Annotated in this window: 20 protein-coding genes; 13 read left to right on the top strand and 7 right to left on the bottom strand. The window is 70.6% G+C overall.

Annotated features, from left to right (window positions below; all coding sequences use genetic code 11):
* The first annotated feature begins 231 nt into the window (after window positions 1-231).
* Window positions 232-1,071 (top strand): APC family permease, encoded by an 840-nt coding sequence (locus tag EV562_RS35330; protein ID WP_208298328.1) that lies wholly within the window; start codon window positions 232-234, stop codon window positions 1,069-1,071.
* Window positions 1,072-1,111: 40 nt separating this feature from the next.
* Here EV562_RS35330 and EV562_RS10565 read toward each other — a convergent pair whose 3' ends face one another.
* Window positions 1,112-1,765 (bottom strand): helix-turn-helix transcriptional regulator, encoded by a 654-nt coding sequence (locus EV562_RS10565; protein ID WP_133886455.1) that lies wholly within the window; start codon window positions 1,763-1,765, stop codon window positions 1,112-1,114.
* Window positions 1,766-2,088: 323 nt separating this feature from the next.
* Here EV562_RS10565 and EV562_RS10560 point away from each other — a divergent pair, with 323 nt between their 5' ends.
* A complete protein-coding gene (locus EV562_RS10560) occupies window positions 2,089-3,324 on the top strand; it encodes a helix-turn-helix domain-containing protein (RefSeq protein ID WP_133886454.1) in 1,236 nt (411 codons plus the stop codon).
* Between the two features lie 267 nt (window positions 3,325-3,591).
* On the top strand, window positions 3,592-4,563 hold the full coding sequence (locus EV562_RS10555; RefSeq protein WP_133886453.1) for a zinc-binding alcohol dehydrogenase family protein: 972 nt from the start codon (window positions 3,592-3,594) through the stop codon (window positions 4,561-4,563).
* A gap of 13 nt (window positions 4,564-4,576) precedes the next feature.
* Here EV562_RS10555 and EV562_RS10550 read toward each other — a convergent pair whose 3' ends face one another.
* The 5 genes from EV562_RS10550 to EV562_RS10530 form a co-directional block, all read right to left on the bottom strand.
* Entirely contained in the window at window positions 4,577-4,819 is a 243-nt protein-coding gene (locus EV562_RS10550) for a hypothetical protein (protein ID WP_133886452.1), read from the bottom strand.
* Between the two features lie 266 nt (window positions 4,820-5,085).
* Complete coding sequence (locus tag EV562_RS10545; RefSeq protein WP_243860022.1) at window positions 5,086-5,799, bottom strand: SDR family oxidoreductase; 714 nt, start codon at window positions 5,797-5,799, stop codon at window positions 5,086-5,088.
* Window positions 5,800-5,999: 200 nt separating this feature from the next.
* A complete protein-coding gene (locus EV562_RS10540; protein WP_243860021.1) occupies window positions 6,000-6,515 on the bottom strand; it encodes a GNAT family N-acetyltransferase in 516 nt (171 codons plus the stop codon).
* A gap of 136 nt (window positions 6,516-6,651) precedes the next feature.
* Window positions 6,652-7,146: a nuclear transport factor 2 family protein gene (locus EV562_RS10535; protein WP_133886450.1), complete on the bottom strand. Its 495-nt coding sequence runs from the start codon at window positions 7,144-7,146 to the stop codon at window positions 6,652-6,654.
* An 86-nt stretch (window positions 7,147-7,232) separates the two neighbouring features.
* Window positions 7,233-8,153 carry a zinc-binding dehydrogenase gene (locus EV562_RS10530; protein WP_133886449.1) on the bottom strand — a complete coding sequence of 307 codons (921 nt, stop codon included), beginning with the start codon at window positions 8,151-8,153 and terminating at the stop codon, window positions 7,233-7,235.
* A gap of 133 nt (window positions 8,154-8,286) precedes the next feature.
* Between EV562_RS10530 and EV562_RS10525 the strand changes: the two genes are divergently transcribed.
* Entirely contained in the window at window positions 8,287-9,246 is a 960-nt protein-coding gene (locus EV562_RS10525) for a LysR family transcriptional regulator (protein WP_133886448.1), read from the top strand.
* 50 nt (window positions 9,247-9,296) lie between these two features.
* Here EV562_RS10525 and EV562_RS10520 read toward each other — a convergent pair whose 3' ends face one another.
* A complete protein-coding gene (locus EV562_RS10520) occupies window positions 9,297-9,875 on the bottom strand; it encodes a TetR/AcrR family transcriptional regulator (RefSeq protein WP_133886447.1) in 579 nt (192 codons plus the stop codon).
* A gap of 194 nt (window positions 9,876-10,069) precedes the next feature.
* On the opposite strand from EV562_RS10520, the gene EV562_RS10515 reads away from it, so the two are divergent.
* The 9 genes from EV562_RS10515 to EV562_RS10475 all read left to right on the top strand — a co-directional run bounded on the left by EV562_RS10515 (window position 10,070) and on the right by EV562_RS10475 (window position 22,436).
* Window positions 10,070-11,494 carry an MFS transporter gene (locus EV562_RS10515; RefSeq protein ID WP_279588481.1) on the top strand — a complete coding sequence of 475 codons (1,425 nt, stop codon included), beginning with the start codon at window positions 10,070-10,072 and terminating at the stop codon, window positions 11,492-11,494.
* A 555-nt stretch (window positions 11,495-12,049) separates the two neighbouring features.
* Window positions 12,050-12,253 carry a cold-shock protein gene (locus EV562_RS10510; protein ID WP_133886446.1) on the top strand — a complete coding sequence of 68 codons (204 nt, stop codon included), beginning with the start codon at window positions 12,050-12,052 and terminating at the stop codon, window positions 12,251-12,253.
* Window positions 12,254-12,593: 340 nt separating this feature from the next.
* Entirely contained in the window at window positions 12,594-14,090 is a 1,497-nt protein-coding gene (locus EV562_RS10505; protein ID WP_133886445.1) for a DEAD/DEAH box helicase, read from the top strand.
* Between the two features lie 46 nt (window positions 14,091-14,136).
* Window positions 14,137-14,541: a CBS domain-containing protein gene (locus EV562_RS10500; RefSeq protein WP_133886444.1), complete on the top strand. Its 405-nt coding sequence runs from the start codon at window positions 14,137-14,139 to the stop codon at window positions 14,539-14,541.
* Window positions 14,542-14,590: 49 nt separating this feature from the next.
* Entirely contained in the window at window positions 14,591-14,899 is a 309-nt protein-coding gene (locus tag EV562_RS10495) for an SCO5918 family protein (protein ID WP_133886443.1), read from the top strand.
* A gap of 197 nt (window positions 14,900-15,096) precedes the next feature.
* Window positions 15,097-16,782 carry a ribonuclease J gene (locus tag EV562_RS10490; protein ID WP_133886442.1) on the top strand — a complete coding sequence of 562 codons (1,686 nt, stop codon included), beginning with the start codon at window positions 15,097-15,099 and terminating at the stop codon, window positions 16,780-16,782.
* 510 nt (window positions 16,783-17,292) lie between these two features.
* The gene (locus EV562_RS10485) at window positions 17,293-18,000 is read left to right on the top strand and encodes a glycoside hydrolase family 11 protein (protein ID WP_133886441.1); all 708 of its coding nucleotides are present in this window, start codon (window positions 17,293-17,295) and stop codon (window positions 17,998-18,000) included.
* 149 nt (window positions 18,001-18,149) lie between these two features.
* Window positions 18,150-19,337: a serine/threonine-protein kinase gene (locus tag EV562_RS10480; RefSeq protein WP_133886440.1), complete on the top strand. Its 1,188-nt coding sequence runs from the start codon at window positions 18,150-18,152 to the stop codon at window positions 19,335-19,337.
* 141 nt (window positions 19,338-19,478) lie between these two features.
* Entirely contained in the window at window positions 19,479-22,436 is a 2,958-nt protein-coding gene (locus tag EV562_RS10475) for an SNF2-related protein (protein WP_347877068.1), read from the top strand.
* The last annotated feature ends 141 nt before the right edge of the window (window positions 22,437-22,577 follow it).

The raw sequence follows: 22,577 nt of genomic DNA, 5'->3' as shown, positions 1-22,577 counted from the left end.
GTTCCCCGTGGTGGGCGTGGGCACTCGTCTCGCTGGGCGTCATCGCCTTCCTCGGCTACCGCGACATCGAGCTGAGCGCCAAGGTGCTCGGTGCCGTGCTGGTGCTGGAATCCTTGCTGCCCATAGTCCTGGACCTCGGCATCGTGGGCCGTGGCGGTGCCCACGGCCTCACGGCCGAGCCGCTGTCGCCCTCGATCGCGGGCGGGCACCGGTTCCCTGGGGCTCGGTGTCATGTTCGCCCTCTTCGGGTTCATCGGCTTCGAGGCGACGGCCGTGTTCCGCAACGAGGCGAAGGACCCCGACGCCACGGTCCCGCGGGCGACGTACGTCGCGATCCTGCTCATCGGGGTCTTCTACTCGCTCACCGTGTGGGCGATCGTGGTGGGTGCCGGCGTCGACGCGGTGGTGGGAGCCGCGCAGGCCGACCCCGAGGGCCTGGTCCTCACGCTGACACGGGGCTACGTCGGGGCCGTCTGGGCCGACACCGTGCAACGCCTCCTGATCACCAGTCAGTTCGCTTGCGTACTGGCCTTCCACAACGTCGTGACGCGCTACCAGTTCGCGCTGTCCCGGGCCGGTGCGCTTCCGGCGTCGCTGGGCGCCGTCCACTCACGGCACCGCGCGCCGTCGGCGTCCTCGGCCGTCGCCTCGGCGGTCGCGTTCGTCCCCACGCTCGTCGTCGCCGCGCTCGGCCTCGACCCGATCGCGGACCTCTACGCCTGGTTCTCCGGCGCCGCCACCCTCGGCATCGTCCTGCTGATGGCGGCCACCAGCCTCGCGGTCATCGGGTTCTTCCGGCGCGCCTACGGGCGGTGGTCGTTGTGGCGTACGGTCGTGGCCCCGGGCGTCGCCTTCCTCGGCCTGGCCTGTGTGGTCTGCATGATGGTCGTCAACTTCCCGCTCCTCGTCGGTACCGTCACGGGGGCCTGGGTGATCGGTGGTCTCGTCGCCCTCTCGGCCGTGGCCGGCGCGGTGCAGGCCCTCGTCCTGCGAGCGCGCCGCCCGGCCGTCTACGAGCGGCTCCAGGCGACCTCTTCACATGTTCCTGCTCGGTGGATCACGGTGGGGTGAATGTCGCCATGAACTGTTGGCTGCCGAGCGGGAGTTCGTCCTAGGGGTGGCCGCGCCGCGCCGGTCCCGGCTTCGACGGCGGAACCTGGGCGGGTCCTCGCGCGGCGCGCAGCAGGGGAGGCGACAGGACCCAGAGGACCTCGCTCACCGTCGCACCCGGATTGTCGAACTGGTGAAGCGTCTGTCCGGAGAACGAGGTGGACGCCCCTGCCGGCAGCATCCGGGTCTCGCCCCCGACGATCAGACGGGTCGTGCCGCTCAGTCCCATCGCGAAGATCGTGGCGGTGTCGAGCCGGTAGGGGCCTCCGGTGCCTCCGCCCGGCTCGATCACGGAACGGAAGACCTGGAACGCCGTGGTGTCGGCGGGCGTGAGCAGGTATTCGGCCACGCCCTCACCGCCCATGTCGATCCGGCTTCCACCGTCCACGACGTGCTCCTCGGGGTACGCGAACAGCTCCCCGACCCCGATCCGCAGCACCTCGCAGACGCGCAGCAGCGTCGGGACGGACACGCTGGTGAGCCCGCGCTCCAACTGGCTGAGAAAGCCCTTGGTGACCTCTGCCCGGTGCGCGACCTCCGTCAACGACAACCCGCGGTCGAGCCTGATCCTCCGCAGCTGCGCGCCCGTGGTCGCTTCGAGGGCGGCGGCGCCCCTTTCCGCTCCGCCTGCTGTCACGCCGTCACCGATGGACATGGTGTGATCACCGCCCGTCCCGAGGCCGAGGTCGTGCGCCTGTCAGGTGACGGGCCGACCCGGACGAGTCCTCTCCGGGACACGAGGCTAAGGCATGCGCGCCGGGGCGGTCGGTGCGCCCCTGGGGAGGGGGGAGACGGCGTCGCACCCCTTGTGGCGCCGACGAGGGCGTGGTAAATCTGCGGCTGTTTAGTGGTAGTAAACAGCGGCGCCCGGCAGCCCGCGCCTTCGCCCTCGGCCAGGCCGCCGACGAGCCCTTCATCTGTCGGTGACACGGCATGCCGGGAGCCTCGGCTCCCCGGGAGCAGAGGGACACTGAGAACATGGAAGAGCCGTGGCACCCGCCCTCGCGTGAGGTGGCTGACGCGATCAGGTCACTGTGCCAGCGCCTGCTGACGGAAACGGACGCCCTGGTCGGCGTCTTCGCGAGGCCCTCCCTCATCGCCCAGAACGATCCCGCCCTCCTCGCGGACGCGTCGCTGGTCGAGGAGGATCGCGCGCTCAACCGCTCCGACCTGGTCCAATGGTTGACCGCGAACGTTCAGCAACCGGGACGGCGGGTGGAGCCCTACGTCAGCCCGAGGACCACGGCGTACATCAACGATCTCGTCTCCCGGGGCATCGCGCCCGACTTCGCCGTCGCCTGGCGTGTGGCCCTGGGGATCGGCTGGCGGCGCTGGCTCGAGGAATGCGTGGCGGACTGCGCCGACCCCGACCTTCTCGTCGGGGTCCTGGACGTGACGGCGCAGTCGCTGGTGCAGTACGCCCTCGACTCCGTCGCGGCCCTGCGGCAAGCCGGACTCGCCGCGGCGATGGGGAACACGGACGCCGAGGGGATCGCACTGATCCAGCTGATCGCCAGTGGGGCGCCGATGGCGGAGGACCTCGCCGAAGGGCGCCTGCGCTACCGGATGACGCGGTGGCACATGGGCCTCGTCCTCTGGGTCGATGATCCCCAGGACGCCGACGCCCTGGACGAGGCGGTCGCCGCCGTGCGCTCCTCCACCGCCGGCCGGAGCGCCCTGGTGGCGCGCGCCAGCGCCACGTCGCGGTGGATGTGGCTCTCGGGGGAAGCCGTCCCGGACCCTCACCACGTGGAGAAGGGCCTCGCGGCGGCCGACGAGGTCCGCGCGGCGGTGGGAAGGCCGGGACGCGGTCTCGAAGGGTTCCGCTCCAGTCACCAGGACGCCCTCGCGGCGCAGGCGCTGGTGATCCGGCTGGGGTCCGACCGGCGCTTCACCGCCTACGCCGACGTCGAACTGATCGACGCGCTCACGAAGGACCGGCCCGGCGCACGCCGGTTCGTCATCAACACCCTCGGGCCACTGGCCGAAGCCGACACGGCGCTGCGGCAGGCGTTGCTCACCTATGTGCAGTGCGGCTTCAGCACCACCCGGGCGGCCGCCCACCTCTACGCGCACCGCAACACCGTCGAACGGCGCGTCTCGCGCGCCAACGAGCTCGCGGCCGTCAAGGTGGAGGACAACCCGACCCATGTGGCGGCGGCACTCCTGGTGCTGGACATCGCACCTGACGTCGTGACGGTCGCTCCGAGCTGACCTCACACCACGCAGCCTGCCGGCCCGTCGGCCGAGGAAAGTCGCGCAGGGCACCGTCGACGTACCGGCCGTCGCCAGGCGCCTGTCGGCCTGGTTCCCGGTTTCCCTGCGTGCGACGTCTCGTCCTGGGCTTCGTCCACGAACGGACACTGCGCCTCATCGCGATGCGTGTACTGCGCAACTATGGAGTTAAGGTGTGAAGGGAGCCGTGGAGACCGACCGGGGCAGGGCAGTGACCGACCGGGGAAGAACGGAGAAACACCGCACGTGAGCACTTCCTCGTCCGCCTCGCGCACCCTGGTCCTCAAGGAGTTCGGCACCCTGCCGCGCCTTGAGGAGAGGACCGTGCCCGAACCGCGGCCCGGACACACCCTCGTCCGGGCGGCCGCGGCGACCGTCGCCCATCTGGACCTGAACATCCTCGACGGGAAGTTCGGCATCCTGCCCGAGCTGCCGTTCATCCCCGGCACCCAGGGCAGCGGCTATGTCGTCGCCTCGGACACGCACCCCGAGGGGGCCCTGGTCCGGCTGCGCGGTGAAGGGCTGGGTCTCAGCCGCGACGGCGCCTGGGCCGAACACGTGCTGGTGCCGGACGCCGCCGCGGAGGCCATGCCCGAGGGCACCGACCCCGCTCTGGCCTGCGTCTACTTCTCACCGGTCGGCACCGCCTGGGCGACCGTCCACGCCATCGCCCAGGTACGCCCGGGGGAGCGGGTACTGGTCACCGGCGCGTCCGGCGCCGTCGGTGCCATGGCCGTGCAGCTCGCCGCGCGTGCCGGCGCAGAGGTCGTCGGTGCGGTCGGGCGGCCGGCCAAACTGCCCCACGTACCCACAGCGGCCACGGCGCTGCTCGCCTCGGACCTCTCCGAGGAAGCGATCGGCGGCAAAGTCGACGTACTGATCGACACGGTCGGCGGCACGGTCCTGCGCGACGCCCTCACTCTGGTCCGTCCGCGTGGCCGGGCCGCGCTCCTCGGCTACACGGCCGGCCGCGAACTCACCCTCGACCTCGCGGACTTCTTCCTCGCCGACGTCTCCCTCCTGCCGGTCAACATGATCTCCCGCGGCCAGGAGGTCGCCCCCGAGGTGCTGCGTCTGCTGCCGGACTTGTCCTCGGGCGCGCTGTCGCTGCCGTACGAGCGCTACGGGATGGACGCACTCGGCGAAGCGGTGGAACGGCTGCGCACGGGAACGGCGGTGGGCAAGATCGTGCTCGACATGGGGGACACCGGCGACTGACGCCCCCCTCGCCTTAGCGCGTCGAACGGGCCCTCTCGCGGGAGAGGGCCCGTCGGCGTACCGGGTCAGGACCGGGGAACGCCGGCCTGTGCGGGTCGACGGGGAGCCGGTCGTAGTCGACGGAGTTCCGGAAGTCGCACGGGTGGCGCGCCTCCTGGACCCCGGTCTTCAGGGCCCGGCTCTCACCGCCGGGCAGCAGGGATTCGTTCAGCAGGGCACTGCCGATGTTTCCAGCGGCTCCGGTCACGAGGATCATGGACCTGGTTTCCTGTCCTCAGGGGATCGAGTAGGCGACACGAGAGAACCTCGACTTTCCTTCAGGTCAAGGAGGCGCCCAGCATCGATCGCCCAGCCGATCACTGCCATCGACAGGACACCCGGTCGGCTGACGGTAGCGGTGGTCCTGGTTCTTACGGACCCGGCCGGCTCTCTGTCGGTCTGACGGGGCGGAACGACGGCGTTCGTCCGCGAGTCCGGGAGTCCGGGAGTCCGCCGGTCGTGCGGTCGTGCTGCGCGAAGCGTTCAGCGCCCGAGCATGGCCCCGCCATTGCAGTTCAGGAACTCACCCGTGATGTAGCGCGCTTCCGGCGAGGCCAGGAACGCGACGGCGGCCGCGATGTCGTCCGGCTTTCCCACCTCTCCGACAAGGGTCTGAGCCCGCCGTCTGGCGAGTTCCTCCCTGTCCGCGAGCGCGCCGAAGAACTCGGTGCCCGCGACGAAACCGGGCACCACGACATTGGCCGTGGCGCCATGCGGCCCCAACTGCTGCGCCAGCGTGTGGTTCCAGGCCAGCAGGGCCGCCTTCATCGCTCCGTAGGCGCCGTTTCCCCGCAAGGCGGCGAGTGAACCGAGCGTGACCACCCTGCCGCCGGGGCGCGTCAGGCGTGGCAGAAGCGCCTCGGTGAGCAGGACCGTCGGCAGGACGTTGTTGTCGAAGTCCCGCCGCCACCGCTCGGCGGCCTCCTTCAGGCCGCCCGCCCGCACGGGCGTGCCGCGCCTGCCCGCATTGTTCACCAGGACATCGACACGCTCGGGGAGTTCACGCAGGCTCTGTTCAATCTCTTCCGGTACAGAAAGGTCGACCGCCACGACCTGTACCGGGTGTGCCCCCTCGATCTCCTGGGCCGCCGCGCGCAAGACATCCGCTCGCCTTCCCAGGATGGTCACCTTGTCGCCCTGCCCGGCGAACCTCGCGGCGATGGCGCGGCCGATCCCGGTGCCGCCGCCGCTGATCACTACCGAACGATCCGACCCGCCCATGAGACCCCCCGTGACCTTGCGCGTGTGCTTCCCACCATGCCACGAGCGCTCGTCGTCCCGGCGGCCGTGTCCACGGCGAGCGCGACCACCCGCTGGACGATCACGTCAGGAAGCTTGCGGCGTCCGGCTGTCCGGCCGTGATCCGATCGTTCGTCAGGACCAGTGGATGCGTGCGATCAGCCGATGTCACGTTGCCATCGGATCTCGCCGTCGTGCCACTGGTCGGTGGGGGTGAGTCCGACTGCGGTCGCGACGGCGGCGGATGCCTTGTGGTCGGGGTTGATGTGGGCGACGACCGTGTGCACCGGGTGCTCGCGGAGCCAGGCGACGAGTCCTCGGGCTGCCTCGGTGGCTATGCCGCGCCGCTGCCAGGGGGTACCCACCACCCAGGCGATCTCCGCGGTGGCACCGCGGTCGTCGGCAGTGATCGTCGCCTGGAGCGTACCGGCCAGGCAGGTCGCGTCGCGGAGCTGGATCGCCCAGTTGCACCAGGATGCGGCGGGGTCGGGCGAACCGGCCGCCCACCGTTCGTAGCGGGTGCGCAGGGCCTCGGCCGTGTCCGGAGCACCGCCGATGAACGTGTGCAGGCCGGGGTCGGAGAGCACCGTGGCCATCTCGTCGGCGTGCTCGGCCTTGAGGGGCAGCATGGTCAGCCGCTCGGTGCGGATGATGTCGGGCCTGAGAGTGATCACACTGCCTCCTGGTCGGAACGTTCGACGGGTATGCCCCGGCCCGAAACGGGCGCCGGCCGGGACCGGGGCGCGTGTCCAGCGGTTGCCGTCGCCGGTTCTGCGCGGCGACTCCTTCGCCGGGCGCAGGGCGAGCGGATCACCGAGGCCCACCATCGGCATGAGCCTGGTCGGCCCGTGCGGCCGGGGTCTCCGGGAAGAGGGCCGCCGCCACGTGCCGGGTGTCCGCGTATTCGACGACGGACGTGATCCGGCCGGCGTGGACCGTGTAGATCCCGATGCAGCGGTTGTCGTACGTGCCGCCGTACACGGTCCGGGCCTTGGAGGTCCACTCGGCGACCACACGGTCGCCCTCGGCGATCGTGCTGACCAGCTCGACCTTCATCGTGCCGGGAACGAGGATCGGTCCCATGCCGCCCAGGAAGTCGTTGACGATCGCGTCGCGGCCCCGCCACACCTTCGAGATCGGCAGGTCGTTGCCCGGGTAGTGCCAGGTCGCGTCCTCGGCGAAGCTTTCGAGGACGACGTCGGCGTCGCCGTCCCGGACGGCCTCGACGTAGCGGATGACGACGGCCCGGGGATCGGTCGAGGTGGCGGGAGCGGTGGTGCCGGTGGTGCCGGTGGTCTCGGTCATGGAAGGGCTCCTTCTGGTGGGTTCAACGGGTCAGTGGGTTCAGTGGGTTCAGGTTCATGTCTTCGGGGCGCTGGGGTTTCGGCTGCTCAGGAGAGGGTGAGTACGGCCTTGCCCCGAATGCGCCGGTCCCGCAGGTCGGTGAGGGTGCTCGCGGTGTCGGCCCAGTCCGCGACGCGGCCGATCTCGGGGTGCAGGCGGCCTTCGGCGGTGAGCCGGACGAGCGTCGCCAGGTCGTCGCCGAGGACGGTGTCGGCGTCGAGGTAGTGGAAGTGGCGGATGACGGCCGACTCGGGGCCGTCGAAGAAGGCGAAGAAGTCGAGCGTCACCGGGGTGCGGCTGGCCTGCCCGAACCAGATGAGCGTGCCCCGCTTCGCGAGCCGCGCGAGGGCGACGGGGAGGGCCTGGCCGCCGGTCGACTCCAGCACGATGTCGTACGGTCCGCGTGCGTCGGCCGGACGGTGGACGATCTCGGCCGCGCCGAGTTCGCTGAGCCGGGCACCGCGTTCGGTGTCCCGGGTCACCGCGGTGACCTCCGCGCCCGCAGCGGTCGCGAGTTCGGTCACGTAGTGCCCCACGCCCCCTGACGCTCCGGTCAGCAGCACGCGCCGCCCCACTACGGGCCCGGCCGCGCGCAGCAGCCGCAGCGCGGTGAGCCCGGCGAGCGGCAGCGCCGCGCCGTCCGTCGCCGAGACGCTGTCGGGCAGAACCGCAAGCGCGCTGGTCGGCACCGCCGCGAACTCCGCCCAGCCGCCGCCCATGGGGTGGCCGACGACGCGTGCGATGCCGGCCGGCCCACTCCCGTCGGCGGCCGGCTGCACCACGAGCCCGGCGATGTCCTTGCCGGGCCGTTCCCCCGGCACCGGCGCCTCCAGCTTGAAGGTCTCACCCCGGTTCACGGAGAAGGCCTCCACCCTCACCAGCGCCTCGTCGGGGCGCGGCGTGGGCTCGGGGACGTCGGCGAGGACGACCGGTTCGGCGGGGTCCCCGGTCGGTACGAAAGCTTTCATCTCGCTGCCTCCTTGGCGGTGTCGGTGTCGGTGTCGGTGTCGCCTGGGAACACCTCACCGCGGGAGGCACCGGCCGGGCCAACAACGAAAGCGGCCGGCCGACAACGTGTGGTTGTCATATATGGTCAGCCGCATGGACCTTGACCTCGCCCTGGTCCGTGCGTTCGTCGTGACCGCCGAGACGTTGCACTTCGGGCGCGCGGCCGAACGGCTCAACACCAGCCAGCAGGCACTGTCCAAGCGCGTCGCGCGCCTGGAAGCGTTGCTCGGCGTCGGCCTGTTCGAGCGTGAGGGCGGCACGCGGTTGACCGAGGCCGGTGAGCGGTTCGAGACGGCCGCGCGTGAGGTCCTGGCGGCGGGCTCGCGCGCGGTCGCGGCCGCACAGGGCGCCGGACCGACCGTACGGATCGACGTGTGGGGCCATTTGTACGCGCCGATGCGCACCGTCGCGCAGGTGGTGGAGACGCTCGACGGCATGCGCCTGGAGCCGGGACCGGCTCGTGACTGGCCGTCTGCCGCGCAGGCGTTGCTGCGGGGAGACGCAGATCTGGGTTTCGGCCGGGTGCACCCGCTCCCCGGGGGCCGTGACGCCGGCCTCGCTCAGCGACTCGTTCGCCTGGAGCCCGTCGACGCGGTGGTCAGCGCGTCCCACCCGCTGGCCGACGCGGACGAACTCTCCCCGGCCGACCTGCGCGACAGCACCTTGTGGTGTCCGGCCGAGCTGTCCCGCCTCGACTTCCTGCGGCGTTTCGCGGACGAGTTCGGCATCGAGAGGCACCAGGACGGCCCCAACCTGGGCCTCGACCACCTCGTCCAGCGCGTTCGCGGTGACGCGACGTGCTTCACGCTGTTCCCCAGCGACGCCCCGCTGCCCGACCACGCGGGCCTGCGCTCGATCCCGCTCACCGCACCGACCCCGCTGTACGCCTGGTCCCTCGCCTGGCGCGAGACCCACCGCCACCCACAACTCGACGCCCTGCTGCGGGGATTCACGGACCTGGGCCGCACCCGGCGCTGGCTGGACTACGTACCGAAGCGGGACTGGCTTCCTGAAGCGGACCAGGTGAAGCTCGCGGGCGTGGCGGGGGGCTGACGGCAACCGGCGCGGTCGGTACCGCCGGCCGACGCACTCGGGCGGTCGCGTCACAGCGCCCGGTCGAGCAGCCGGCCGACCAGCCCGTCGACGTAGTCCGGGGTGAGCGGGACCATGCCGAACAGGACGCGGATGTACATCGGGGCCAGGACGTGGTCCAGCACGTCCAGCGCGTCGGGCGCCTGCTCGCCGCGTGCGTGGGCGCGGTCGAGCATGACCTGCATCTGCCGGGTGCGTTCGGAGCGGAGGTCGGCACCGGCCTGCCGCCCCAGCTCCCCGCTGCCCGACAGGGCGACGGCCAGGTGCAGCACCGCCGGACCGTCGGGTCCGGTGATCTCGCGGGCCACTTGTGCCGCGTAAGTGCGCAGGTCGCCGGCGAGGCTGCCGGTGTCGGGCATCGGCGACTGAGCGTTGAGGCGGGTGAGCGCCACCTCGCTGAGCAGGGCCTCCAGGCTGCCCCACCGGCGGTAGATGCTGCTGTCGGCCACGCCCGCGCGGGCGGCGACCTCGCCGACGGTGAAGTTGCCGTAGCCACGCTCACCGATCAGGTCGGTGACGGCCTGGTGCACCTGTGCGCCGACGCGGGCGCTGCGCCCGCCGGGCCGCCGGACTGGCTGTCGCTCGTTCATGCCGCCACCTTAACGCAGGAAGCACTTGCGTTTGTGGGGTGAGCCTCCTTATAGTCGACTAACGCAGTCAGTAACTGCTTTAAAGTGCTCGGGTGTCGCCACCTTCGTCGGCCGTGGCCGGGCGCACCCACCGACCGAGGGGGATTCCCATCGCCGCATCGCAAGTGGCCGCAGGCAGCCGATCGAACCGGGGCGTGCTGCTCACGGTGACCTGCCTGGGCCAGTTCATGGTCCTGCTCGACAACACGATCGTCGGAGCGGCGCTGCCCGACATGCAGCACCGGCTGCATACGCAGCTGACCGGTCTGCAGTGGATCGTCGACGCGTACGTACTGCTGGTCGCCATGCTGCTGCTGTCCGGCGGTGTCTTCGCCGACCGGTTCGGCCGCAAGCGGGTGTACCTGACCGGCGTGGCGGTGTTCACCGCCGCTTCGGTGCTGTGCAGCCTCGCTCCCTCGGTCGGCTGGCTGGTCACCGGCCGGGTGCTGCAGGGCGTCGGGGCCGCCGCCCTGAGCCCTGCCTCGCTCGCCCTGCTCGCCGCCGCCTATCCCGTGCCGCAGGAACGCGTCAAGGCGATCGGGCTGTGGGCCGGACTCAGCGGAATCGGGCTGGCCGCGGGCCCCGTGGCCGGCGGCGTGCTGACGGAAGCCTTCGGCTGGCCCGCCATCTTCCTGGTCAATCTGCCCATCGGCCTGGTCCTGCTGCTGGTCGGCCTGCGCCACCTCGGCGAGACCCGCAATCCGGGCGCCCCCGCGATCGACGTCCCCGGAACCGTGCTGTCCATCCTGGCGGTGGGGGCGCTGACCTACGGTCTGATCGAGGGTGGCGCCCGCGGCTGGACCTCACCGGCCATCCTGGGCAGCTTCGCCGCCGCGGCCGTCCTCCTCGCCGCCTTCGTCGCCGTCGAAGCGCGTCGCTCCGCACCGATGCTGCCGTTGCGGCTGTTCCGGCAGCGCCTGTTCACCGTGTCCAACGCCGCCATGACCGTGGTCGGGTTCGCGCTCATGGGTTCGTCGTTCTTCTTCTCCCAGTTCTTCGTGTACGTCCAGGGCAGCTCGATCCTGCGCGCCGGTCTGCAGACCCTGCCGTTGTCCCTCGCCATGGTGCTCGTCAGTCCGTACGCGGGCCGGCTCGCCGCACGCCACGGTTTCCGCATCGTGGTGACCACCGGCCTGGCCCTGGCCGGCCTGGGACTGCTCGCGCTCGGCACGGTGCACGCCGACACCGGGTACGGGAACGTGTGGTGGCGGCTGGGACTCGCCGGCGCCGGCTTCGCGCTGGCCATGTCCCCCCTGACAGGCGCCGCCATCCAAGCGGTCGCCCCGCAGGAAGGCGGCCTCGCCTCCGGCATCAGCAGCACCACCCGGCAGATCGGCGCGGTGCTCGGCGTGGCGGTACTCGGAGCCGTCGTCCGCACCCGGCAATCGGGCGGAGCCTCCTTCGAGACCGGGCTCGACAGCGCCTTCCTCGCCGCCGGTGCCGTCACTCTGGCCACCGCCGTCTTCACCGGCCTGTGGCTGGCGAGGTCCAAGCCCGCGGAAGTCCCGGCGACGCCGCGCCGAGCCACCCGTCCAGGTGCGGTCACCACCTCGAACGAGGCATCCATGAACAGCCGTTGACGCCCGTTGACGGCGACAACGGCACGGCCGGCCCGGAAAGGCGACCGAGCGACATCGCCGTCGACCATCATCAGGGACCAGCACCGGAGGCTGAAGCCCACCGATCGCACCGGACTTCCGGCCGAACGGCGAGGGAGTCCTGCTCGTTGCCACCCGTCGGCGGGCTCGCTCAACGCTCCGGCCGGCCCGAAGGCCCCTGCGCGGGTCCGAGACGCGACGCGGACGGGCGTCGGGGCGTTCCACGCCCCTGAAATGCTGCGCTTCGGCCGGACCGATATCTGTGCCCGCGGGCTTAGATTTCGACAGAACACGTGCACAGATTCTCTGTTGCCGTGGACAGGCCCCGATTAGTCCCCGCACACAGACCGTTGCGTCGTGCTACTGTCGATCCCAGTTGCAGTCGTGGTTCCCGAAAACTTCAAGTTCCTCCGGCCCGGCCCCTGTGCCGCTGGAAGCGCTTTTGTAGGTCCGGTCTTTTCCGGATGGGGTGATCATCGCGGCGACACGGGGTCCGCACGGTGCGGATCCCGAGGCACTGCCCCAAAGGAGAATGACATGGCTTCCGGTACTGTGAAGTGGTTCAACGCGGAAAAGGGTTTCGGCTTCATCGAGCAGGACGGTGGCGGCGCTGACGTGTTCGCCCACTACTCGAACATCGCCGCCCAGGGATTCCGTGAGCTGCTCGAGGGTCAGAAGGTGACCTTCGACATCGCGCAGGGTCAGAAGGGCCCGACGGCCGAGAACATCGTGCTCGCCTGACGGTGACGCGCCTTTCGTAGCTGGGACCCGCATCCTTTGGGGTGCGGGTCCCAGCTGCTTGTTTTTCCCGCAGCTGTTCTGCTGCGGACGACAGTCGGGAAATCCGCGGGCTGACCGCATCCGAAAAATCTTTCAGGATATGCGCGCCCCCTCCCGGCTTCATCGCGATGACGCCCAAGTATTGCGTCCATTTCGCGTCACTCATTTCAGCTCCTGTGCGCGTACGGATTTCCGTCGGCCAGCTGTGCTGTCGCGTTACACCGGCCCGTTCTTGCGATTCTCCGTGCGGCTCATTGCTGCAGGAATTCCTTGATATGAGCCGCATCGAGGAAGGTTCCGCATGAACCGCACCCGTACGAACGACCGCTTCACCCGTAGCCGTAACGGCGGTGCCGACTCCGGAAGGGGCGGCAGCCGTTTCGGTTCGTCGGCCCCGAACCGGTCGGGCAGGTCGAGCCGTTCCGACGGCCATGGCCGCCGACCCGCCGCGCTCCAGGGGGAGTTCGCGCTGCCCGAGACGGTGACTCCCGCTCTTCCCGCTGCCGAGGTCTTCGCCGATCTCGACATGCCCGAGGAACTGCTGGCCGCGCTGGGTTCACAAGGCGTGACCGTGCCGTTCCCGATCCAGGGCGCGACCCTGCCGAATTCGCTCGCCGGACGGGACGTCCTCGGCCGTGGCCGCACCGGCTCCGGCAAGACCCTGGCCTTCGGCCTGGCGCTGCTGGCCCGTACGGCCGGGCAGCGCGCCGAGGCCCGGCAGCCGCTGGGACTGGTCCTCGTACCGACGCGTGAGCTGGCACAGCAGGTCACCGACGCGCTCACCCCGTACGCCCGCTCCGTGAAGCTGCGGCTGGCCACCGTGGTGGGCGGGATGCCGATCGGCAGGCAGGCGAGCGCGTTGCGCGGCGGCGCCGAGATCGTCGTCGCCACACCGGGGCGCCTCAAGGACCTCATCGAGCGTGGCGACTGCCGACTCGACCAGGTGCGCGTCACCGTCCTGGACGAAGCCGACCAGATGGCCGACATGGGTTTCATGCCGCAGGTCACCGCCCTTCTCGACCAGGTCCGCCCCGAGGGCCAGCGCATGCTGTTCTCCGCCACCCTCGACCGCAACGTCGACCTGCTCGTGCGCCGCTACCTCAGCGACCCCGTCGTACACTCCGTCGACCCTTCGGCCGGCGCGGTCACCACGATGGAGCACCACGTGCTGCACGTCCACGGCGCGGACAAGCACACGGCCACCACCGAGATCGCCGCGCGCGACGGCCGCGTGATCATGTTCCTCGACACCAAGCACGCCGTCGACCGCCTCACCGAGCACCTCCTGAACAGCGGGGTGAGGGCCGCCGCCCTGCACGGAGGGAAGTCGCAGCCGCAGCGCACCCGCACGCTGACGCAGTTCAAGACCGGGCACGTCAACGTGCTGGTGGCGACCAACGTCGCGGCGCGCGGCATCCACGTCGACAGCCTCGACCTCGTCGTCAACGTGGATCCCCCCACCGACCACAAGGACTACCTCCACCGCGGCGGACGCACGGCCCGCGCCGGTGAACGGGGCAGCGTCGTCACCCTCGTCACCCCGAGCCAGCGCCGCGCCATGACCCGTCTCATGGCAGCGGCCGGCATCGTCCCGCAGACCACCCAGGTCCGCGTCGGCGGGGAAGCCCTGAACCGCATCACCGGCGCCCGGACCCCTTCCGGCGTCCCGGTCGTCATCACCGCACCGGTGGCCGAACGCGCCAAGAAGCGCGGCGCGACCTCGCGCGGCCGACGCCGTCCCGCCGCGGCGGCCCGCCGCGCCTCCGTACGGCAGGCGAACCTCGGTACGGCGGCGTAGCACTTCCGTGATCAGGACCCCGGCCCATCTCCGCAGGAGGCACCCTTTGACGCTGGTCCAGACGCAGTACCGCCCGGGAAGTGCCCACCACGCGCACCGCACGGTGGCCGACACCATGGAAGCGGCCGGACCGCAGGTCTGGGGAGACATGACCGTGGAGGTGGCACTCTCCGTGATGGCCGCCGCCCGTACGGGGCATCTGGTCGTCTGCGACGACGACGGTCTGTGCACCGGTCTGGTCACCCGGACCCGGCTCACAGCCGTTCGCGACGACTCCGGGTACACGGACCGGACCTGTCTGCGTGACATCGCCGACGTCAGCGCCCCCTTCGCCTCACCGCTGGCCACGAGGGCCGAAGCCGAGCACGCGATGCGGCACCGCCGGCTCGGGGCGCTGCCCGTGGTCGACGAACAGGGCAACGCCCTGGGCGTCCTCGCCCTCTCCCGCTGAACCGCTTCACGGCGGTCGGCCCCGTCCCTCCTCTTCCCCGTGAGGCATCATGCGCTGTGTCATCGCCCGCTTCCCGTTCGACCTGACCAAGAGCGGCGTCCTGGAGTCGATGAAGGGCATCAAGCCCGAACCGGTCACCGGCGAGTCCGTGATCGTCGGACGACGCCACTACCCCGCCAAGCAGGTCGGCGAGGTCGTCACCCGCCAGGACCGCCGCGATTTCACCGCCGGTGAGGTCCTGCGGGCCATGTCGCGGCTCGGCTTCACCTGTCGCGCTCTTCCCGGCGCCGCACCCGCGCGCGTGGACAGCCCGTTGCAGCGGGCTTCCGCACTGCTCGGCACCCCCCTGCCCGGCTGACCCACGGGAGACACGGGAGACACGACACAGCACGGAGGGCCCGGCCGGCACACGCCGGCAGGGTCCGCCCGAGTGCAGCAGCGCCCGCCCCGCACGTGTCCGGTAACGCCCACGGCGTCCCGGTCGCCCGTACACCGAGTGGACCAGTCGAACCGGCGGTGGATCATGCCGTCCCGCACTCCGGGTACCGTGAAGGCATGAGCCACCCGCACCCCGGACTGAAAGCCGCCCCGCCTCTTCCCGAGGGAGGGCTGCGGGTCATCGCCCTGGGCGGCCTGGGCGAGATCGGCCGCAACATGACCGTCTTCGAGCACGAGGGCAAGCTGCTCGTCGTCGACTGCGGCGTGCTGTTCCCCGAGGAGACCCAGCCCGGTGTGGACGTGATCCTGCCGGACTTCACCTCGATCCGGGACCGGCTGGACGATGTCGTGGCCGTGATCCTCACCCACGGCCACGAGGACCACATCGGCGGCGTGCCGTACCTGCTGCGCGAGCGGTCCGACATTCCCGTCGTCGGCTCCAAGCTGACGCTGGCGTTCTTGGAGGCCAAGCTCAAGGAACACGGGATCCGGCCGCGCACCGTACGGGTGCGGGAGGGCGACCGCCGCCGTTTCGGGCCCTTCGACTGCGAGTTCGTGGCGGTCAACCACTCCATCCCCGACAGCCTCGCGGTCGCGCTCCGCACCCGGGCCGGGATGGTGCTGCACACCGGCGACTTCAAGATGGACCAGTTCCCCCTCGACGACCGCATCACCGACCTGCGCGCCTTCGCCCGCCTCGGCGAGGAGGGCGTGGACCTGTTCCTCACCGACTCCACCAACGCCGAGGTACCCGGCTTCACCACCTCCGAGCGTGAGCTGAATCCGGCGATCGAGCAGGTGATGCGCACCGCGCCGCGCCGGGTCATCGTCTCCAGCTTCGCCAGCCATGTGCACCGCATCCAGCAGGTCCTGGACGCCGCCCACCAGCACGGCCGCAAGGTCGCCTTCGTCGGCCGGTCGATGGTCCGCAACATGGGAATCGCCCGTGACCTGGGCTATCTGAAGGTCCCGTCCGGTCTGGTCGTGACGACGAAGGAGCTGGAGAAGCTCCCGGACCACAAGGTCACTCTGGTGTGCACCGGCTCCCAGGGCGAACCGATGGCGGCACTGTCGCGGATGGCCAACCGCGATCACATGATCCGCATCGGCAAGGGGGACACCGTCCTGCTCGCCAGTTCCCTCATCCCCGGCAACGAGAACGCCATCTACCGGGTGATCAACGGACTCACCCGGTGGGGCGCCCACGTCGTCCACAAGGGCAACGCCAAGGTGCACGTCTCCGGGCACGCCAGCGCCGGCGAGCTCGTCTACTGCTACAACATCGTCAAGCCCCGCAACGTCATGCCGGTGCACGGCGAATGGCGGCACCTTCGGGCCAACGCCGACCTCGCCATCCGTACCGGTGTCGACCCCGACCGGGTCGTCATCGCCGAGGACGGCGTCGTCGTCGACCTCGTCGACGGGCGCGCGTCCATCACCGGCAAGGTTCCCGCGGGCAACGTCTACGTGGACGGCATGGAGGTCGGCGGCGCCACCGAAGCGTCCCTCAAGGACCGCCTCACCCTCGCGGAGGAAGGCGTGGTCACGGTGGTGGCGATCGTCGACGCGGACACCGGCGCTCTCGCCGAGGCCCCGGACTTCCTGGCCCGCGGCTTCGTCCACGACGACACCACCTTCGAGCCGGTCGTCCCGGTCATCGAGAAGACGCTGGCCGCCGCGGCCGAGGAAGGCGTCGGAGACGCGCGCCAACTCGAACAGCTCCTCGCCCGCGCGGTGGCGAACTGGGCATTTCGCACCCACCGCCGCAAGCCCCTCATCATCCCCGTCATCATCGACGCCTGAACCACGGCCCGGGAGCCGCCCACGAGCCGCCCGGGGCCGCCCGGGGGCCGGACGCCGATGTGCACGAGGCGTGAACCGGTCCCCGGTTCGTCGTGTCCCGGCCCTGGGCTGAGCCGCCGGGCCGGTCTGCACGAACCGCATGCGTCCAAGGCCGCTCGAAAGTTTCGAATCCTTCGTACATGCTTGCGGAGATTGCGGTTCGAAGCCCGGTTGCAGCGTCTGTGAAGAGCTGCCCAAGAGCCTGCTTCATCTGCGTAGATGGATAAGTCGGGGCCCATCGCCGCCCTGAGGGCTGTTTCCGAAAGCTCGTCGAAACTGTTGACAGGGGCATGTCGGTCTACGAAAACTGTGGCCACCGAACGACAGGAGACCGCGCTTCCTCGCGCCATGCGCTCGGGAAGGGCGGCCGGCTCGTCACGGCACGGCGTCGAACGATCCCCGCCGTGGTCCATGCAAGGCCGCGGGCGACACAACTCGCCCGCCCCCCACCAGCCTTCATCGGGAGGATGCATGCAGCAGGACCAGAGCAACAACCCCGCTCCGCTCAACGGCTTGAGCCGACGGGGCTTCCTCGGCGGCGCCGGCACCGTCGCGCTCGCCACCGCGTCCGGGCTGTTGCTGCCCGGCACCGCCCAGGCCGCCACCACCATCACCACCAGCCAGACCGGCACCGACGGCCTGTACTACTCGTTCTGGACCGACGGCGGCGGTTCGGTCTCCATGACGCTCAACGGCGGCGGCAGCTACAGCACCAAGTGGACCAACTGCGGGAACTTCGTCGCCGGCAAGGGCTGGAGCACCGGCGGACGCAGGACGGTCCGCTACAACGGCTACTTCAACCCGTCGGGCAACGGATACGGCTGCCTCTACGGCTGGACCTCCAACCCGCTGGTGGAGTACTACATCGTCGACAACTGGGGCAGCTACCGGCCCACCGGCGAGTACCGGGGCACCGTCTCCAGCGACGGCGGCACGTACGACATCTACAAGACGACGCGGTACAACGCCCCCTCCGTCGAGGGCACCCGCACCTTCGACCAGTACTGGAGCGTCCGGCAGTCGAAGGTGACCAGCGGCTCCGGCACCATCACCACCGGCAACCACTTCGACGCCTGGGCGCGCGCGGGCATGAACCTGGGCCAGTTCAGGTACTACATGATCATGGCCACCGAGGGCTACCAGAGCAGTGGAAGCTCCACCGTCACGGTCAGCGGCTGACCTCTGCCCGGTGCCATCAGCTCCCTCCCTGTAGCGGGCCCGCCGCCGTCCTCGTTGCGGGGGCGGGCCGTCGCTCTACACTGTGGCCCACCGGCCGTGCGGGTGCCGCGCGGGCCGGGTACCGGACGCTCAGGGGGAGTTGGGTTGCTGTGGAACCGCTGAGGAGTGACGACCCCACGCACATCGGGGGCTACGCCCTCCGCGGCCGGATCGGATCCGGCGGCATGGGCCGGGTGTATCTGGGTGAGTCACCCGCCGGCCAGCTGGTGGGCGTCAAGGTGATCAAGGCGTCCGTACTCGACGCCGAGACCCGCAGCCGGTTCGTGCTCGAGGTGGAAAACCTGAAGAAGGTGTTCGGTCCGCGCGTCGCCGCGTTCGCCGGTGCCGATCCGCTGGCCGAACGGCCCTGGCTGGCCGTCGACTACGTCCCCGGACCCGATCTCCTGCGCCACGTCCAAGATCACGGCCCACTGCCGCTCGTCGAGACCGCGAGCCTCGGAGCGCTGCTCGCCGAGGGGCTCACCTCCGTCCACCTGGCCGAGCTGCTGCACCGCGACCTCAAACCGCAGAACATCCTGTTGGGGCCGGACGGGCCCAAGGTGATCGACTTCGGACTCGCGGTCCTCGCGGAGCGGCGTACGACGCTGACCGCGACCGGAGTCGTGGTCGGCAGCGTACTGTGCATGCCGCCCGAGCAGGCGGAGGGGAACCATCACCTGACCGCGGCCGCCGATGTCTACGCCCTCGGCGCGGTGCTGCTCTTCGCGGCCACCGGCCACTACCCGTACGACGGCACGAACTGGCTCGCGGTGGCGTCCAGGATCGGTGACCCGGACCAGGCGCCCGATCTGACCGGCCTGCCCGGCCACCTGCTCCCCATGGTGTCCGCGATGCTCGCCCACGACCCGGTCGACCGTCCGTCTCTCATCGAGGTGACCGGTGGTCTGGTGACCGTCCTCACCGACTCGGGCCTCACCGCCCGCCAGGCCCGGCAGCGGCTGATCGAGCGGACGGCGCCGCATGTCGACGGTCGGCCGGTGCTGCCGCCGGGGCCGATCGCCGAGTACGAGCCGACGCTCGTCGAACCCTCCCCGGAACCCGCCGAAGGGCTTCCGATCCCGTCCGTGTCACCTCCCGGTCCCGTGCCTGTCCTGCCGGGCTCCGCCGAGGTACGCACGGTCACTCTCGCCCCGCCCCCGGTTCCGGCCGCGCCGCGCAGGCGCTCGACGGGCGGGCGCACACCCGATGCGGCCACTGCGCATGCCATCGCCGAGGACCTGCGTACGGCATATGCGAGGAACGCGGCGTTCGTCCCGGCGTGCAGTGGGGCCCGCTGATCCGGCCGCGGCGAGGACGTCTCGTGTCGCGCCGCAGGATTACCGCAGTGACCTGCGCGGACATCCTCCGGCATGGAAGACTTGCCCGGTATTTCGGCCACTTCCCGTGGCCGGCGTGTGCAGGAGACGGAGGCGGCGAGCGTGACCCACCAGCCGGACGGGCGGCCGGAGCAGTCGGTGACCTCTGAGGCGGCGGACGCCTCCGAGATGAGGTTCCCGCCGGGGGCCCAGATCCTCGTCCGAGACGAGGAATGGCTGGTGAAGAGCGTCAGCCCGAGCCGTGACGGAGCCAAGATCGAGGCCGTGGGCGTCTCGGAGTTCGTCCGGGACGAGCCGGCCGTCTTCTTCACCGAGATCGAGCGCCTGGCCGGTGACGGGGTCCGCCTTCTGGACCCCGAGGACACGGAGCTGGTCGAAGACCCCACCGACCACTTCCGCCGCAGCCGTCTCTTCCTGGAGGCTCTGCTGCGCAAGACCCCGCTCCCGCAGACCGAACGCGGACTGGCGCTCGCCGACCGTTTCCTCGTCGACCCGCTCAGCTACCAGCAGCGCCCCGCCGAGCTGGCCCTCTCTCTCGCCAACCTGCGCCCCCGACTGCTCATCGCCGACGTCGTCGGCCTCGGCAAGACCCTGGAGATCGGCCTCACCCTGGCCGAGCTGATCCGCCGCGGCCGGGGCGAGCGCATCCTCGTCGTCACTCCGCAGCACGTCCTGGAGCAGTTCCAGCACGAGCTGTGGACCCGCTTCTCGATCCCGCTCATCCGCCTGGACTCGGTCGGTATCCAGCGCATCCAGCGGGAGATCCCGGCCGGCCGCAACCCCTTCACCCACTACAAGCGGGTCATCGTCTCCGTCGACACTCTCAAGAACATCGGCCAGTACCGCCACCACCTGGAGAGGATCCAGTGGGACGCGGTCGTCATCGACGAGTCGCACAACCTCATCAACCGGGGCAGCCAGCGCAACGCCCTGGCACGCGTCCTCGCCCCGAACACCGACGCCCTGCTCCTGGCCAGCGCCACTCCGCACAACGGGGACGGCAGGTCCTTCGCCGAACTGATCAGCCTCCTCGACCCGGCCGCGATCGCGGACCCGAGCGACTACGACGCCGAGAAGGACCTGGGGCACCTCTTCATCCGCCGGACCAAGGTCCACCCCGAGGTACGGGACCAGATCGGCAAGGAGTGGGCCGACCGCGATCCCACCGTCTCCGTGCCGTGCACCGCCACCGAGGCCGAGGAACGGATCTTCGCCGAGTTGACGCGGCACTGGATCCCGGCGCCGGACACCTCCACCGAGTTCGGCACCGCGCCGTCCGGCCGTGCGGCGCCCACCGAGGACCGCCTCTTCCCGTACACGCTCCTGAAGGCCTTCCTCTCTTCCCACCGGGCGCTCGCCAAGACCGTGACCACCCGGATCAGCACCCTGAACGACAAGACGGCGAAGACCGCCCCCGGCACCCCGGCGGCCACTCGCATCGCCACGGAACTCGCCGCACTGGAGCGCCTGCGGGCGCTCACGTCCGCCATCGGGGAGGCCGGCACACGGGGCGACTCGTCGAAGCTGGACGCCCTCGTGGAGCAGCTTTCCGCCATGGGAGTACGCCCCGGTTCGGCCACGCGCGTCGTCGTCTTCTCCGAACGCGTCGAAACGCTGAAGTGGCTCGCCAAGGTCGTGCCGGACAGGCTCGGATTCACCGAGGGCCAGGCGAAGCAGGCCGTGCGGATCATGCACGGCGGGCTGTCCGACAAGGAACAGATGGAGGTCGTGGAGGCGTTCGGTCTGGCCCACCACCCCGTGCGCATCCTGTTCACCGGTGACGTGGCTTCCGAGGGCGTCAACCTGCACCGCCAGTGCCACGACCTCGTGCACTACGACATCCCCTGGTCGCTGATCCGCATCGAGCAGCGCAACGGCCGCATCGACCGCTACGGCCAGAAGCACAACCCCCGGTTCCGGGCACTGATCCTGCACTCCGCTACCCAGGGCGCGAAGGACGACCGCACGGTCGCCGAGAAACTCCTCGAACGCGAGGAGGAGGCCTATCGCCTGGACGGTACCGCCGAGGCGGTCACCGGCCTGTACCGCGCGGAGGAGGAGGAACGCCGCCTGATCAGGGATCTTCTCGCGGGCCGCACCGTCGAGGAGTCGCTGGCCGGTTCGCCCACCCAGGGCGATCCGCTGACCGCGCTCTTCTCCCAGTCGTCCGTCCTGCCCGAGCACCGGCCGGTGCCCAGGGCACAGGTCCCTACCCTGTTCGGCGGCGACACCGAGGCGTTCGTCCGTGCGGCCCTCGACGAGGTCTACGACGAACGCCCGCACGACGTGCTCGACCTCTCCGAGCACCATCAGAAGCTCCCGCACGGCGAGTCCTCCCCCTACCTGAGTCTCGCCACCGCGAAGGCACCCGATCTCCTGCACCGCCTGGACGTCCTGCCCCCCGACTATCTGCGGGAGCAGAAGCTGAAGGACCGGCTCCGGGTCACCTTCGATCGGCGCCTCGGACAGCACAGTCTGGACGAGGCCCGAGGCAAGTCCGGCTCCAGCTGGCCCGCCGTGGGCTACCTCACCGACATCCATCCCCTGGTGGAATGGCTCGTCGACAAGGTCCTCGTCCAGCTCGGCCGCCAGCAGGCACCCGTCCTCCTCACCCCCGGCGCGACCGGCCCGGTCTTCCTCGTCCAGGGCATCTACTCCAACAAGCTGGGCCGCCCCACGGTCGTGGAGTGGATGGCCGTCCGCGGTCTGCCCGGCACCGCCGAGGTGGTGCCGATGCCGGACGCCCTGACGGAGGCCGGCGTCGGCCCCGACATGGCGAATCCGGCAGCACCCAGTGACCTGCCCGCCCTTCAGAGGCTCGTCCCGGCTGCCGTCGCCGCCGCCCGCGAGCACCTGGAGGAACGCAAGGACGCCTGGACCCGGCAGATCAGCGCCCAGCTCGACGACTACCGTGCACGCCTCGGCCGCTGGCAGCAGGAGGCCCTGCTGCCCGGCCGCGTGATCGAGGACACCATCCGCGACCAGACGGAACTGGCCGACAAGCTCACCGCCACCGGCCGCCCGCTGCTGCGCGTCCTGGCCGTCCTCGACCGCGCCTGACCGGCACCGGCCCCACCATCCGAAAGCCACCCGCAGAACCATCCGCAGAAACGGTCCTGACGTGACGTACGACTCGCTGGTCAACCACGGCGACTACTTCTCCGCGCACTACCTCGCCGAAGTCCTCCCCAAGGATCTCAA

Source organism: Streptomyces sp. BK208 (genome assembly GCF_004364245.1).
Taxonomy (GTDB): domain Bacteria; phylum Actinomycetota; class Actinomycetes; order Streptomycetales; family Streptomycetaceae; genus Streptomyces.
The sequence above is the reverse complement of the archived record's forward strand: the minus strand, read 5'-3'. Positions and strand labels throughout refer to the sequence as shown.